The sequence below is a fragment of the Kitasatospora sp. NBC_01300 genome (assembly GCF_041435235.1).
Taxonomy (GTDB): Bacteria; Actinomycetota; Actinomycetes; order Streptomycetales; family Streptomycetaceae; genus Kitasatospora.
Genome location: NZ_CP108408.1, coordinates 4,568,925 through 4,582,475 on the forward strand (window position 1 = coordinate 4,568,925; position 13,551 = coordinate 4,582,475).

The following is a 13,551-nucleotide window of genomic DNA, read 5'->3' on the forward strand; positions in this document are numbered from 1 at the left end:
GACGGCGGCGCTCCCGGGGCCGCCGTCGGCTCTGGGCGGGGGAGGTTGGAGATGCGCCGGGCGGCATTGGAGAATCGGGTCCGGCACCACGCGGCGGGTGCGGAAAACGGGGAGGTGGCAGCGGAGTGGACCAGCTGACGGCGCACGATCCGAGGCGGATCGGGCCCTTCGAGGTGCTGGGGCGGCTCGGCGCGGGTGGGATGGGGCTGGTCTACCTGGCGCGCTCCGCCTCCGGCCGGCGGGTGGCCATCAAGACCGTCCGGGCGGAACTGGCCGAGGACGAGCTGTTCCGCGTCCGCTTCGCCCGCGAGATCGAGGCGGCCAAGACGGTCGGCGGTTTCTACACCGCGGCCGTGGTGGACGCCGACGCGGACGCCCGGGTGCCCTGGCTGGCCACCGCGTACATCCCGGCCCCCTCCCTGGAGGACCTGGTCGAGGAGTGCGGTCCGCTGCCGGTGGACGCCACCCGCTGGCTGATCGCGGGCATCGCCGAGGCGCTGCAGTCCATCCACGCGGCCGGGCTGATCCACCGGGACCTCAAGCCCTCCAACGTGCTGGTGGTCGAGGACGGCCCGAAGGTGATCGACTTCGGCATCGCCTCCGGCGTCTCCAGCACCCGGCTCACCATGACCAACGTCGCGGTCGGCACCCCCGCCTACATGTCCCCCGAGCAGGCCAAGGACAGCCGTAACGTCCGGGGCGCCAGCGACGTCTTCTCGCTCGGCTCGCTGATGGTGTTCTGTGCGACCGGGCACCCGCCCTTCGGCGGCTCCAACCCGGTCGAGACGGTGTTCCAGCTGCTGCGCGAGGAGCCGGACCTGTCCGGGATGCCGCGTGAGCTGATGGACCTGGTCCGCGCCTGCATGCGGCCCTCGCCCGAGCACCGGCCCAGCCCGGCGCAGATCCAGGCCGAACTGGCCCCGCACCTGTTCTCCCGGGACGACGCCGCCGGCGAGGTCGGCGACTGGCTCCCCGTGAACGCGCTGGAGCTGATCGAGCGCAAGCGCGGGCGGCGCCCGAGCGCGCCGCCCCGGGCCGTCCAGCTGCCGGCCGGCGCGCCGCCGCCCCCGGCCGGGCCGCCGCCCGCCGGCCCGCTCCAGCCCCACCAGCCGCCGCAGCCGCACCAGCCGGTCCCGGTGCAGCGCCCCGTCCTGGACGACCCGCGCACCCACCCGGGCGGGGGGCACGCGCCGCCGCCGTCCGGGCCGGTGCACACGGGGCCGCGGCGGGGCCCGGTGTCCGACGGCGAGATCCCGACCGCGAAGATCGCCTCCCCCAACAAGCACCGCGCGCCGGGCGGCGGCGGGGCCGTCGAGGTCCGGCTGTCCGGGGCCTCGGTGCGGATAGGCCCCGGGCCGCGGGCCGAGCACGAGCAGTCCGGCCCGGGCACCGCCCCGGCGGAGACCGACTGGGTCCGCCGGGTCACCCCGCCGCCGGTGCCGGCCGCCCGCTGGCGCCCCTGGCGGTTCCGGATGTCCAACGACGTCTGGGGCACCCCCGTGGTCGCCGACGGCACGCTCTTCGTCTCCAGCTTCGAGGTGCACGCGCTGGACATCGCCTCGGGCGAGCGGCGCTACAAGACCCGGGACGTCGCCTGGGCGCTCGCGGTGGACGCCGGCCGGGTGCACGCGGCCGACGGCCCGCACCTGTACACCGTGGACGTCGCGGACGGCACCGAGCGCTGGCGCACCTCACTGGACGGCTGGGTCTACTCGCTCTCCGCCGCCGACGGGGTGCTGTGCTGCGGCGTCCGCGGCGGCGGCGTCCAGCTGCGCTCGGCCGCCAACGGCGCCGAGCTGTGGCGGGCCGACGACGCCCAGCAGGACTACGAGAACCCGCAGTCCGGGCCGGTCCTGGTGGCCGGCGCGGCCTACTACTACGGGGCCGGGCGGCTGCGCTGCATCGACCCGCGCGGGGCCGGCCTGCGCTGGTCCTTCCCGGTCGGCGAGGACGTGCCCTCGCACCCGGTCGAGCGCGGCGGCGTGCTGTACGTGACGGCCGGCTCCCGGGTGTACGCGCTGGACGCGGCCAGCGGGGCCGAGCGCTGGCGCTTCGAGGCCCCGGTGGTGCTGTTCACCCCGCCCGCGCTGGACGCCGACGCGGTCTACGTGGCCGACTACCTCGGGACGGTGTACGCGCTGGACGCGGCCACCGGCCGGGACCGCTGGCGCGGGGTCACCGGCAACCGCCAGGGCGCCGAGCCGGTGGTGGTCGGGGACGGCATGGTGCTGGTCGGCAGCGGCGGGGTGCTGTACGCCTTCGAGGCGGCGAGCGGCCGGGAGCGCTGGCGCTACACGGCGCGCGGCGAGATCGTCGGCTCCCCGGCGGTGGCCGACGGCCTGGTGCACCTGGGCAGCCGGGACCACTCGCTGCACACCCTGGACCTGGCGAGCGGTCAGCTGCGCTGGGAGCTCGGCACCAAGGGCGAGCTGACCGGCTCGCCGGTCGCGGTCGGCGGCCGGGTCTTCGTCGGCTCCAAGGACCGCTGCGTGTACGCGCTGGACGCCTTCTACGGCACGGCCGTCCCGGCGCGCTGAGCCGGCGCGGCGGCGGGGCGGGCGCCCCGCCGCCGTCGGACGCGTCCGGTCAGGCCTTGCGGGCCCCGGGGTGGCGGCTGCACCAGCCGTCCCACGCGGAGGCCACCATCTCCGCCACGTCGTGGCGGGCGCCCCAGCCCAGCTCGCGGCGGATCAGGTCGGCCGAGGCCACCACCCGCGCGGGGTCGCCGGCGCGGCGCGGGGTCACCTCGGGGGTGGTGTCGTAACCGGTGACCTTGCCGATCACCTCCAGCATCTCCTTGACGCTGACGCCCTCGCCGCGGCCGATGTTGAGCACCAGCGAGGTCTCGCCGGCCGGGTCGGCGGCCAGCCGCTTGGCGGCGGCGACGTGGGCCGAGGCGATGTCGGAGACGTGGATGAAGTCGCGGACGCAGCTGCCGTCCTGGGTCGGGTAGTCGTCGCCGAAGACCCGCGGGGCCTCGCCGGCGGTGAGCCGCTCGAAGACCATCGGGATCAGGTTGAAGACCCCGGTGTCGGACAGCTCGGGGGAGGCCGCGCCGGCCACGTTGAAGTAGCGCAGCGCCACGGTGGAGATGCCGTGGGCCTTCCCGGCCGCGGCGACCAGCCACTCGCCGGCCAGCTTGGTCTCGCCGTACGGGCTCATCGGGGCGCACGGGGTCGACTCGGTGACCAGGTCGACGTCCGGCATGCCGTAGACGGCGGCGGAGGAGGAGAAGAGGAAGCGCTTGACCCCGCCCTCGGCGGCGGCCTCCAGGACGGTCTGCAGGCCGATCATGTTCTCCCGGTAGTAGAAGAACGGCTGCTCGACGGACTCGCCGACCTGCTTCTTGGCGGCGAAGTGCAGGATGCCCTCGATCGCGTGCTCGCGGATGGCGGCGTCCAGGACGGCCCGGTCCAGGGTGGAGCCCTCGACCAGGGCGACGCCCTCCGGCAGGCGGGAGGCGTCGCCGGTGCTGAGGTCGTCCAGGACGGCGACGCGCTCACCGGCGTCGAGCAGCTGGCGGACGACGTGCCCGCCGATGTATCCGGCACCGCCGGTGATCAACCAAGTCATGGGCCGATTCTAGGGTGTTCGGGTTTCCGGGGTGAGTGCCGGGCGAGTCGAGCCGTCAAATCGGACAAATCGGTGAAATGCTGACAAAGATTTCCGTGTTCCCAGCGTGGTGACGAATCGGAGGCAGCCAAGGTGAGCCGAAAGAAGGAACACGCCCGCCCCCTGCCGGCCGGGCCCCGGCCGACCGGACCCAGGACGGTCCACGGCCGTCTGCTCGTGCCCGGCGTGGTGGCCGTGCTGACCGCGCTGGCGCTGGCCGGGTGCAGCAGCGGCTCCTCCTCGTCCGCCTCGCAGGCCGCGGGCTCCCCGTCGGACTCCGGCTCGGCCAGGCCGGCCTCGTCGGCCCCCGCGCGGTCGGCCGACGGGAACCAGCTGCAGGACGACTACCAGCGGGTCATCGCCGACGTGCTGCCCTCGGTGGTGCAGATCACCACCGGCGACAGCCTCGGCTCCGGGATCGTCTACGACGACAAGGGCGACATCGTCACCAACGCCCACGTGGTGGGCACCGCGACCACCTTCACCGTCACTCTCGCCAACAGCACCAGGTCGCTGGACGCCACCCTGGTCGGCAGCTACCCCGACACCGACCTCGCGGTGATCAAGCTGAGCAGCCCGCCGAGCGGCCTCAAGCCGGCCGTCTTCGGGGACTCCGGCAAGGTCCAGCTCGGCCAGATCACCCTCGCCATGGGCAGCCCGCTCGGCCTCTCCAGCAGCGTCACCCAGGGCATCGTCTCGGCCACCGGACGGACCGTCTCCGAACCCAGGGGCGGCGGCTCGCCCGGCGCCACCATCGGCAACATGGTGCAGACCTCGGCCGCGATCAACCCGGGCAACAGCGGCGGCGCGCTGGTCAACCTGGACAGCCAGGTGATCGGCATCAACACGCTCGCGGCGACGGAACCCGAGGCCAACGGCGCGGCCGCACCCGGCATCGGCTTCGCGATCCCGGCGTCCACCATCACCAACATCACCGACCAGCTGATCAAGCAGGGCAAGGTCACCAACTCCGGCCGGGCCGCGCTCGGCATCACCGCCCGGACCAGCTTCGACCAGCAGTTCAAGCCCGCCGGCGCGGTCATCGTGGCGGTCACCGCGGGCGGCCCGGCCGCCTCGGCGGGGATGCAGGCCGGCGACGTGATCACCAAGATCGGGGACGCCGCGGTCGACTCGCTGAACGCGCTCACCACCGCGCTCGCCTCGCTCACCCCGGGAGACAAGGCCACCGTCACCTACACCAGGGACGGCAACAGCCGGACCGCCGACGTCACCCTCGGCACCCTGGAGAGCCCCTGAGGGCCCCGTCCGGCCGGGCCGCACGCCGCGCAAGGGCTCCGCGGACCGGCCGCCCCACCGGAACGGCGCCGGGACCTCGTCACTGCCTCGACGAGGTCCCGGCGCCGTGCCGCGCTCCGGCTCAGCGCCGTGCCGCGCTCCGGCTCAGCGCCGTGCCGCGCTCCGGCTCAGCGGCGGGCGGTGCGGGTGCGCCAGGGCAGTTCGACGGTGATGCTGCTCGGGCCGCCCTCCGGGCTCTGCACCAGGAGCACCCCGTCCACCGCGCGGATCCGCTCGGTCAGCCCGGCCAGGCCGCTGCCCGGGTAGGGGGCGGCGCCGCCCTTGCCGTCGTCCTGGACCAGCACCATCAGCTGGTTGTCGGAGCGCCAGACGTCGACCGAGGCGGTGCGGGCGCCGGCGTGCTTGGAGACGTTGGTCAGCAGCTCGCTGACGGTGAAGTACGCGATGCCCTCGACCGCCGAGTCCGGGCGCTCGGGCTGGCCGTCCGGCCCCTTCAGGTCGACGTTCACCTTGACCCCGCCGGGGACGGTGCAGCGGGCGGCGACCGAGGACAGGGCCGCGTCCAGGCCGCGGTCGGTGAGCACCGCCGGGTGGATGCCCCGGGCCAGGTCGCGCAGCTCCTGGAGGGCCAGCTTCACCTCGCCGTGCGCGTTGTCGACCATCTTCGTGGCGGCCACCACGTCGTCCTCGGTCTCGACCTCGCGCAGCCGCTCCTTGGCCATGCCCAGGTCCATGGCCAGCGCGACCAGGCGGGCCTGGGCGCCGTCGTGCAGGTCGCGCTCGATCCGGCGCAGGTCGGCGGCGGCGGTGTCGACCACCATGCCGCGGTCGTCCTCCAGCTCGCGCACCCGCTCGGCCAGGGCGCCCGGGAAGAGCAGCGACTCGACCAGGATCCGGTCGATCGCCGCCAGCGCCCGGATCACCCAGGGCAGCACCGGCCACATCACGGTGACCGCGACCAGGGTCACCGTGAAGCTCAGGATGCCCCAGGGCAGCATCAGCACGTTGTAGAGCGCCGAGCGCCAGTTCAGCAGGTCGGTCAGGTGGGCGATGGTGAAGCCCACCACCCCCGGCCGGCGCTGCTGCACCGGCTCCGGCTCGTGGATCGCGGAGTCGTACGCCGCCCGGGCCCGCCAGCGGCCCAGCCCGCCCAGGGCGCGGGAGACGGCCAGCCCGCCGGCCAGCAGCGGCAGGCCGACCACGGTGATCGACATCCCCAGACCGGCCGAGAGCGTGATCGCGGTGAGCGAGAAGCCGACGACGCCGAGCGGCAGGTTGAGCAGCAGCTGGCCGACCTGCCGCCACATCTGCGCGCCGTACAGCGGCGGGCGGCCCATCCGGTCACCCTGCCCCTTGATGGCGTCCACGGTACGGCTGTGCAGCGGCTTCATCTGGATCTACCGTCCCTCTTGGTCGAGCTGGTGGACCAAGCTTCCCGAACCCGGGGCAGGAGATGCCATGGGGGTGATACATCTTCCCGGACGGGGGTTATCCCCACCCCCGACGGGGTCGTCGGGCCACTGCCCGGTGCTCGCGGGAGTGTCCACCGGACGTCTTGCGGAGCGGGCAGGGTTCGGGCGGAGCGGAGCCGTCCCCTTAGACTCACGCATTGGCCATGGTTATGACCGTGCGAGGAAACGTCGTAGAACTGCCTTGAGGGGTTGTTCACGGCCGAGGTGGAGGGCGAAGGCATGGAGGGGCAGCATGCGGCTGCCGTCGCGGCCGACCCGGCGGTCGGCGGCGGCTACTTCGACGCGTACGCCGCGATGGGCCTGCTGGCCGTCGTCGGGGTGCTCTTCGTCGCCGTGGCGTTCACCGCCAACCGACTGCTGCGGCCGGTGGTCTACTCGCCCGAGAAACTCCTCGCCTACGAGTGCGGGGTGGACCCGGTGGGCGAGGACTGGGCGCACACCCAGATCCGCTACTACGTGTACGCCTTCCTGTACGTGATCTTCGCGGTCGACGCGATCTACCTGTTCCCGTGGGCGACGGTCTTCGCCACCGCCGGGTACGGCGCCGGAACGCTGATCGAGATGTTCCTCTTCATCGGCTTCCTCGCGGTCGGCCTGCTCTACGCCTGGAAGAAGGGCGTTCTGGAATGGACGTGACGCACTCCCACTCGCACGGCGCCCAGGACGGCCCGGTCCCGCTCGGCCTCCCGGACCCGTCGCGCCCCGGCGCCGTCGAGCGCCGCGGCATCGGCCCGCTGGCCCGGCTCGCGCCCGACCCGGTCAAGGTCGTGCTCAACTGGGGCCGCCGCTACAGCCTCTGGTGCTTCAACTTCGGCCTGGCCTGCTGCGCGATCGAGTTCATCGCCGCGTCCATGGCCAAACACGACTTCATCCGGATGGGTGTCATTCCGTTCGCGCCCGGACCCCGTCAGGCCGACCTGATGATCGTCTCGGGGACGGTGACCGACAAGATGGCGCCCGCCGTCAAACGCCTCTACGAGCAGATGCCTGAGCCGAAGTACGTCATCTCCTTCGGCGCCTGCTCCAACTCCGGCGGCCCGTACTGGGACTCCTACTCGGTGACCAAGGGCGTGGACCAGATCATCCCGGTCGACGTCTACGTGCCCGGCTGCCCGCCCCGGCCCGAGGCGCTGCTCCAGGGCATCCTCAAGCTCCAGGAGAAGATCGCCGCCGAGTCGCTGCCCGACCGCTACACCGCGCCTGCGGCGGCGCTGCGCCGCCCGCTGGTGACGGGGCCTTCGACCGAGGGAGGGGTCTCGTGACTTCCGCCGAGCAGTACGCGGCGTCGGTCGGGGAGTGGGCGACCGGCGCCGAGGCTTACGGGCTGGTCACCGTCGACGTCCCCGCCGAGCACTGGATCGAGGCGCTCACCAGTGCCCGCGACACGCTCGGCCTGGGCTACTTCGACTGGCTGAGCGCCGTCGACGAACTGGCCGAGGGCTTCTCCGTGGTCGCCCACCTCGCCTCCGCCGACGCCCCGGGCGTGCGCCACCTGGCGCTGCGCACCCGGGTGCCGCGGGACAAGGCCGCGCTGCCCACCGCCGTCCCGGTCTACGCGGGCGCCGGCTGGCACGAGCGCGAGACCCACGAGATGTTCGGCATCGACTTCCCCGGACACCCCTACCTCGCCACCCTGCTGCTGCCGGACGGCTTCGAGGGGTACCCGTTGCGCAAGGAGTTCGTGCTCGCGGCCCGGGTCGCCAAGGCCTGGCCGGGCGCCAAGGAGCCGGGCGAGTCGGACCACGGCGACGGGCCCGCCCGGCGCAAGATGCAGCCGGCCGGGGTGCCGGACCCGAACGAGTGGGGGCCGCTGAAGGGCACCCTGCCGCCGGTCGCCGAGCGGCCCGCGCGCGGTGCGCGGGCGGCGGGCGCGGCCGGGCGGACGCCCCGGGCTGCTGGTGCTGCTGGTGCTGGGGCCGGTGCTGCTGCTGCCGGTGCCGAGGGCGCGGCGGTGCGGGCGGACCGGCCGCGGCGGACCAGGACGGTGGCGGAGGGGTCGGCGAGTCAGGCGGGGGCCGAGGCCGCTGGTGCCGCTGCTCCGACCGCTGCTTCGGCTGCTGCTCCGACCGTGGCTTCGGCCGCTGGTGAGGCGGCGCCCGTGGTGCGGGCGGACCGGCCGCGCCGGGTCAGGTCGGTGTCCGACGGATCGGTCAGCCAGGCTGCGGAGCCGGCGCCCGCCGAGGCCGCTGCACCCGCCGAACCGAAGGCCGAGGGCTCGGCGTCGCCGCGGACCCGGTCCTCGGACGCGCCCTGGCACAACCCGGTGCCCGCGCACGACGAGCCCGCGAAGCCCGCCGAGGCACAGGCACCGGCCGAGCCCGCGAAGCCCGCGGAGCAGCCTGCCGAGGAGCAGGCGCCCGCCGAGCCGGCGAAGCCCGCCGTGCCCGCGGCTGAGCAGGACGAGACGTCGGCCGGACCGGCCGGCCAGGACGGAGACGGCGCGTGAACCTGCTCGACACGGTGCTGCGCTGCGTCGCCACCCTGGTCGTCTTCCTCACCTTCCCGCTGGTCATCGGCCAGACCGAGCACAAGGTCATGGCGCACATGCAGGGCCGGCTCGGCCCGATGTACGCGGGCGGCTTCCACGGCTGGGCGCAGCTCGTCGCGGACGGCGTGAAGTTCGCGCAGAAGGAGGACATCGTCCCGGCCGGGGCGGACCGCCGGATCTTCCAGCTGGCGCCCGCCGTCTCGCTGCTGCCGTACCTCTTCGTGCTGCTGGCGATCCCGGTCGGCCCGAACGGCTTCGTCGGCCAGGCGATCGACGCCGGCCTGTTCTTCGTGCTGGCCGTGATGGGCGTCGGCGTGATCGGCAAGCTGATGGCCGGCTGGGCCTCGGCGAACAAGTTCTCGCTGCTCGGCGGCCTGCGCACGGCCGCGCAGCTGATGTCGTACGAGCTGCCGATGGTGCTGGCGGCGGCCTCGGTGGCGATGGCCGCCGGGACGCTCTCGCTGCCCGGGATCGTGGACGCCTGGGAGTGGTACTGGCTGCCCTGGCAGCTCATCGGCGCGTTCGTGTTCTTCACGGCCGGTCTGGCCGAGCTCCAGCGCCCGCCGTTCGACATGCCGGTCGCCGACTCGGAGATCATCTTCGGCGCGTACACCGAGTACACGGGCCTGCGCTTCGCACTGTTCCTGCTGTCCGAGTACGTGGGCATCCTGGTGGTGTCGGCGCTGACCGCGGTGCTCTTCCTGGGCGGCTGGCACGGCCCGCTGGCGGACCAGCTCGGCTGGCTCTGGATGATCCTGAAGACCTTCGCGCTGGCCTTCGTGGTCATCTGGCTGCGGGTCACCTACCCGCGTCTGCGCGAGGACCAGCTGATGCGCTTCGCGTGGACCGTGCTGATCCCGCTCGCCCTCGTCCAGCTGGCCCTGACCGGCGTCATCAAGGTGGCGATCTCATGAGTTTTCCCGGTGCCGGCCTGGCCAAGGGCCTGGCCGTGACCCTGCGGACGATGACGAAGAAGACCGTCACCGCGCAGTACCCCGACGTGCAGCCGGTGCTGCCGCCGCGTTCGCGCGGCGTCATCGCGCTGCTGGAGGAGAACTGCACGGTGTGCATGCTCTGCGCGCGCGAGTGCCCGGACTGGTGCATCTACATCGACTCCCACAAGGAGACGCTGCCGGCCGCCGAGCCGAACGCGCGGGCCCGCACCCGCAACGTGCTGGACCGGTTCGCCATCGACTTCTCGCTCTGCATGTACTGCGGGATCTGCATCGAGGTGTGCCCCTTCGACGCGCTGTTCTGGTCGCCCGAGTTCGAGTACGCCGAGACCGACATCCTGGAGCTGACCCACGAGCGGGACAAGCTCCGCGAGTGGATGTGGACCGTCCCCGCGCCGCCGGCGCTGGACCCGGCGGCCGAGGAGCCCAAGGAGATCACCACCGCGCGCAAGGCCGCGGACAAGCTGGCGGCCGCCGCTGCTGCCGCAGCCGCCTCGGCGGCCTCGGACGAGGGGGAGGCCCAGTGAGCGCCGCCACCCTGCTCGCGGCGACCGGCTCGCTGGAGCCGGCCGCCCGTTCGTTCCTGTCCCCGACCGGGGTGGAGATCGTCTTCCTGCTGGTCGGCATCGCCGTGCTCGGCTCGGCCGTGGTCGCCGTCAGCACCAAGCAGCTGGTGCACGCCGCGCTCTGGCTGGTGGTCGCGCTGGGCGGGCTGGCGGTGGAGTTCCTGCTGCTCACCGCCGAGTTCATCGCCTGGGTGCAGGTGCTGATCTACCTCGGTTCGGTGATCGTCCTGGTGCTGTTCGGGCTGATGCTCACCAAGGCGCCGATCGGGCGCTCGCCGGACGCCGACTCCAAGAACCGCTGGGTGGCCCTGGCCGTGGCGCTCGCCTCGGCCGGGACGTTGGTGACGCTGGTCGTCGACGCCTTCCGGACCTCCTGGATCGACCTCGGCGCGGGGGGCGGCTCGGCCGCCGTCACCGGGGCGAGCCTGTTCCGCCACTGGGTGCTGCCCTTCGAGGCCCTCTCCGTGCTGCTGCTGGCGGCGCTGGTCGGCGCGATCGTGCTGTCGCGCGGGTCGAAGCGGCGGGTGCCGCCGCCCCGGGCGGGCCGGCTGCGGGCCGGCCGGCCGGTGGGCTCGAACGGGACGGTCGCCGCCACCGTGCCCCGGCCGGCGCCGGAGAGCCCGGAGAGCCCGGCGGCCCCGAAGGCCGCAGAGGCTGCGCCGTCCGCGCCGTCCGCGTCGGAGGAGAGCTGATGCACCTCGCCTACCCCGTCGTCCTCGCCGCGCTGCTGTTCAGCGTCGGCGTGTACGGCGTGCTCGCCCGGCGCAACGCCGTCCTGGTCCTGATGTCCGTCGAGCTGATGCTCAACGCCGTCAACCTCAACCTGGTCGCCTTCGACACCTGGCTGCGCGACTCGCTGCACGCCGGCCAGGCGCTCACCCTGTTCACCATCACCGTCGCCGCCGCCGAGGTCGGGCTGGGGCTCGCCATCGTCCTGCTGCTGTTCCGGGCCCGGGGCACCGCGGACATCGACCGGGCCACCGCGCTCGGCGATCCGGCGGAGTCGCTCGCCGAGGAGACGCCGGCCGGAGCCGAGGCGCTGAAGGGCCAGGCCGCCGCATGAACCTCGCCCTGCCCGCCCTCGTCCCCGCGCTGCCCGCGCTCGGGGCCGCCGCGACCCTGGCCGTCGGCAAGAAGGCGCCCGGCCTGGCCCGGCCGCTGGCCATCGTGCCGGTCGCCGTCTCGGCCGTGCTCGCCCTGGTCGTCGCCCTCCAGCTCGGCACCGGCCAGGCGCTGGACGCCGCCACCCGGCTCACCCCGACCGGCGGCCCGGACATCGCGCTCGCCCTCCACCTGGACGGCTTCAGCTCGCTGATCTCCGTGCTGGTCGGCCTGGTCGCCACCTGTGTGCAGGTCTACTCGACCGCGTACCTCAGGAAGGACCCGCGCTACCCGTCGTACGCCGCGCTGGTCTCGCTGTTCACCGCGGCGATGTTCCTGGTGGTCTACTCGGGCGACCTGATCGTGCTGCTGGTCGGCTGGGAGGTCATGGGCATCTGCTCGTACTTCCTGATCGGCCACCACTGGGAGACCGAGGACGCCCGCTCGGCCTCGCTCAAGGCCTTCCTGGTCACCAAGCTCGGCGACGTGCCGTTCCTGTTCGGGATCTTCCTGCTCGGCGCCGACGCCGGCAGCTTCCGGATCCCCGACGTGCTGGCCGCCGCGACCGACGGGCGGCTCGGCCACCCGACGCTGATCGCCCTGCTGCTGCTCGCCGGGGTGGCCGGCAAGAGCGCGCAGTTCCCGCTGCACACCTGGCTCCCGGACGCCATGGCCGGCCCGACGCCGGTCTCCGCGCTGATCCACGCCGCCACCATGGTCGCGGCCGGCATCTACCTGGTGGCCCGGCTGCTGCCGGTGTTCCTGCTGTCGGGCGCGGCGCTGGTCGTACTGGCCGTGATGGCCGCCGTGACGATGATCGGCTCGGCGCTCTGCGCGCTCGCCCAGGACGACCTCAAACGGGTGCTCGCCTACTCCACCGTCGGCCAGCTCGGCTACATGGCCGGGGCGCTGGCCGCCGGCGACCGCGAGGCCTCCGTCTTCCACCTGGTCAGCCACGGCGCCTTCAAGGCGCTGCTGTTCCTGGCCGCCGGCGTGGTGATCCACGCCGCGCACACCAACTCGATCTCCGCGATGTCCCGGATCCCCGGGCTGCGCAAGCGCGTCCCGGACGCCTACTGGACGATGGGCATCGCGCTCGTCGCCCTGGTCGGGCTGCCGCCGTTCTCCGGCTTCTTCAGCAAGGAGGCGGTGCTGACCGCCGCCGAGCACGCCGCCAACGGCGAGGCGCTCACCAACGGGCTCGGCCCGGCCTCGGCCGTGCCGGAGGCCGCCGGGTGGATCGTGCTGATCTCCGCCGGACTCACCGCGCTGCTCACCGCCGCGTACGCGACCCGGCTCTTCCTGGTCGGCTTCCACAGCCCGCAGGCCGAAGGGGCGCAGGCGGCCGCAGCGTCGCAGACCGCAGCCTCCCAGGTCGGCGCGGCGCCGACCGTGGCGTCCGCGGCCGGGCACGAGGCGGACGCGCCGTACTCGCCCGAGCTCGACGAGGCCGACCCGGCCACCGCCGAGCCGCCCGCGATGCGCTGGCCGCTCTGGGTGCTGGCGATCCCGACCATGGGCTTCGGCGTCGCCGGGCTGCGCTCGGACTGGCTGCCCGCGCTGCTGGACGGCGGCTCGCTGCGCCCCTCGGCCGTCACCGCCGTCATCGGCACCGGGCTCGCCGTGGTCGGCGTGCTCGCGGCGTACGGCGCCTGGCGCTCGGCGACCGCGCGGCTGGCCACCGGCCGCCCGGCCCCGGCCGACGCCGGCCGGGTGCCCGAGCAGGCCGGAGCCCCGGCCGCCGAGGTGATCGTCGCCGACCCCGGGCGCACCCTGCTCGGCCCGCTGTTCGGCCCGGCCCGGCACGGGTTCGGCGTCGACCGGCTGTACCACGCGGTGTTCGTCCGCCCGGTGACCGCAGCCGCCCGGCTGGTCCGCTTCCTCGACCGCGAGGTCGTCGAGACCTACGTGCGCGGCAGCGGGGTCGGCGCCAACCTGCTCGGCCGGGCCGTCCGGCTCGCGCAGACCGGCAACGCGCAGACCTACCTCAGCGCGCTGCTCGCCGGCGTCGTCCTGCTGGCCGTCCTGGTGGCGGTGTAGCGGATGCCGTACCCCCTCTCCCCGGTTCCCCCGATTCCGACCGCCGCCCGTAGGAGCCCCCG

Annotated in this window: 12 protein-coding genes; 10 read left to right on the forward strand and 2 right to left on the reverse strand. The window is 73.9% G+C overall.

The window, feature by feature from the left end; genetic code table 11:
- The first annotated feature begins 125 nt into the window (after window positions 1-125).
- Window positions 126-2,537, forward strand: coding sequence for a PQQ-binding-like beta-propeller repeat protein (locus OG556_RS20325; protein ID WP_371518353.1), 2,412 nt, complete (start codon window positions 126-128; stop codon window positions 2,535-2,537).
- A gap of 49 nt (window positions 2,538-2,586) precedes the next feature.
- Here OG556_RS20325 and galE read toward each other — a convergent pair whose 3' ends face one another.
- The gene (galE, locus tag OG556_RS20330) at window positions 2,587-3,573 is read right to left on the reverse strand and encodes a UDP-glucose 4-epimerase GalE (protein WP_350876964.1); all 987 of its coding nucleotides are present in this window, start codon (window positions 3,571-3,573) and stop codon (window positions 2,587-2,589) included.
- A gap of 225 nt (window positions 3,574-3,798) precedes the next feature.
- Here galE and OG556_RS20335 point away from each other — a divergent pair, with 225 nt between their 5' ends.
- The gene (locus tag OG556_RS20335) at window positions 3,799-4,869 is read left to right on the forward strand and encodes a S1C family serine protease (protein WP_371522774.1); all 1,071 of its coding nucleotides are present in this window, start codon (window positions 3,799-3,801) and stop codon (window positions 4,867-4,869) included.
- 167 nt (window positions 4,870-5,036) lie between these two features.
- On the opposite strand, the gene OG556_RS20340 is transcribed toward OG556_RS20335, so the two are convergent.
- Window positions 5,037-6,206, reverse strand: a complete 1,170-nt coding sequence (locus OG556_RS20340) for a sensor histidine kinase (RefSeq protein ID WP_371522776.1) — start codon at window positions 6,204-6,206, stop codon at window positions 5,037-5,039.
- A gap of 429 nt (window positions 6,207-6,635) precedes the next feature.
- Between OG556_RS20340 and OG556_RS20345 the strand changes: the two genes are divergently transcribed.
- Genes OG556_RS20345 through OG556_RS20380 form a run of 8 tightly spaced genes read left to right on the forward strand, consistent with a single transcriptional unit; the run spans window position 6,636 to window position 13,489 of the window.
- Window positions 6,636-6,977: an NADH-quinone oxidoreductase subunit A gene (locus OG556_RS20345; protein ID WP_371522778.1), complete on the forward strand. Its 342-nt coding sequence runs from the start codon at window positions 6,636-6,638 to the stop codon at window positions 6,975-6,977.
- A complete protein-coding gene (locus OG556_RS20350; RefSeq protein ID WP_371518355.1) occupies window positions 6,968-7,603 on the forward strand; it encodes an NADH-quinone oxidoreductase subunit B in 636 nt (211 codons plus the stop codon). Before OG556_RS20345 ends, OG556_RS20350 begins: the two co-directional genes overlap by 10 nt.
- A complete protein-coding gene (locus OG556_RS20355) occupies window positions 7,600-8,787 on the forward strand; it encodes an NADH-quinone oxidoreductase subunit C (RefSeq protein WP_371518356.1) in 1,188 nt (395 codons plus the stop codon). The genes OG556_RS20350 and OG556_RS20355 overlap by 4 nt, the downstream gene beginning before the upstream one ends.
- The gene (nuoH, locus tag OG556_RS20360; protein WP_371518357.1) at window positions 8,784-9,743 is read left to right on the forward strand and encodes an NADH-quinone oxidoreductase subunit NuoH; all 960 of its coding nucleotides are present in this window, start codon (window positions 8,784-8,786) and stop codon (window positions 9,741-9,743) included. The genes OG556_RS20355 and nuoH overlap by 4 nt, the downstream gene beginning before the upstream one ends.
- Window positions 9,740-10,309, forward strand: a complete 570-nt coding sequence (locus tag OG556_RS20365) for an NADH-quinone oxidoreductase subunit I (RefSeq protein ID WP_371518359.1) — start codon at window positions 9,740-9,742, stop codon at window positions 10,307-10,309. The genes nuoH and OG556_RS20365 overlap by 4 nt, the downstream gene beginning before the upstream one ends.
- On the forward strand, window positions 10,306-11,040 hold the full coding sequence (locus OG556_RS20370) for an NADH-quinone oxidoreductase subunit J (RefSeq protein ID WP_371518360.1): 735 nt from the start codon (window positions 10,306-10,308) through the stop codon (window positions 11,038-11,040). The genes OG556_RS20365 and OG556_RS20370 overlap by 4 nt, the downstream gene beginning before the upstream one ends.
- Entirely contained in the window at window positions 11,040-11,411 is a 372-nt protein-coding gene (gene nuoK, locus OG556_RS20375; protein ID WP_371518361.1) for an NADH-quinone oxidoreductase subunit NuoK, read from the forward strand. Before OG556_RS20370 ends, nuoK begins: the two co-directional genes overlap by 1 nt.
- Window positions 11,408-13,489: an NADH-quinone oxidoreductase subunit L gene (locus tag OG556_RS20380; RefSeq protein WP_371518363.1), complete on the forward strand. Its 2,082-nt coding sequence runs from the start codon at window positions 11,408-11,410 to the stop codon at window positions 13,487-13,489. Before nuoK ends, OG556_RS20380 begins: the two co-directional genes overlap by 4 nt.
- Window positions 13,490-13,551: the final 62 nt, after the last annotated feature.

Bases quoted from the DNA above. Each gene is read 5' to 3' on its own strand.
- OG556_RS20380 (WP_371518363.1), top strand. From the start codon at position 11,408: ATGAACCTCGCCCTGCCCGCCCTCGTCCCCGCGCTGCCCGCGCTCGGG.
- galE (WP_350876964.1), bottom strand. From the start codon at position 3,573: ATGACTTGGTTGATCACCGGCGGTGCCGGATACATCGGCGGGCACGTC.
- nuoK (WP_371518361.1), top strand. From the start codon at position 11,040: ATGCACCTCGCCTACCCCGTCGTCCTCGCCGCGCTGCTGTTCAGCGTC.
- OG556_RS20350 (WP_371518355.1), top strand. From the start codon at position 6,968: ATGGACGTGACGCACTCCCACTCGCACGGCGCCCAGGACGGCCCGGTC.
- OG556_RS20345 (WP_371522778.1), top strand. From the start codon at position 6,636: ATGGGCCTGCTGGCCGTCGTCGGGGTGCTCTTCGTCGCCGTGGCGTTC.
- OG556_RS20365 (WP_371518359.1), top strand. From the start codon at position 9,740: ATGAGTTTTCCCGGTGCCGGCCTGGCCAAGGGCCTGGCCGTGACCCTG.
- OG556_RS20340 (WP_371522776.1), bottom strand. From the start codon at position 6,206: ATGGGCCGCCCGCCGCTGTACGGCGCGCAGATGTGGCGGCAGGTCGGC.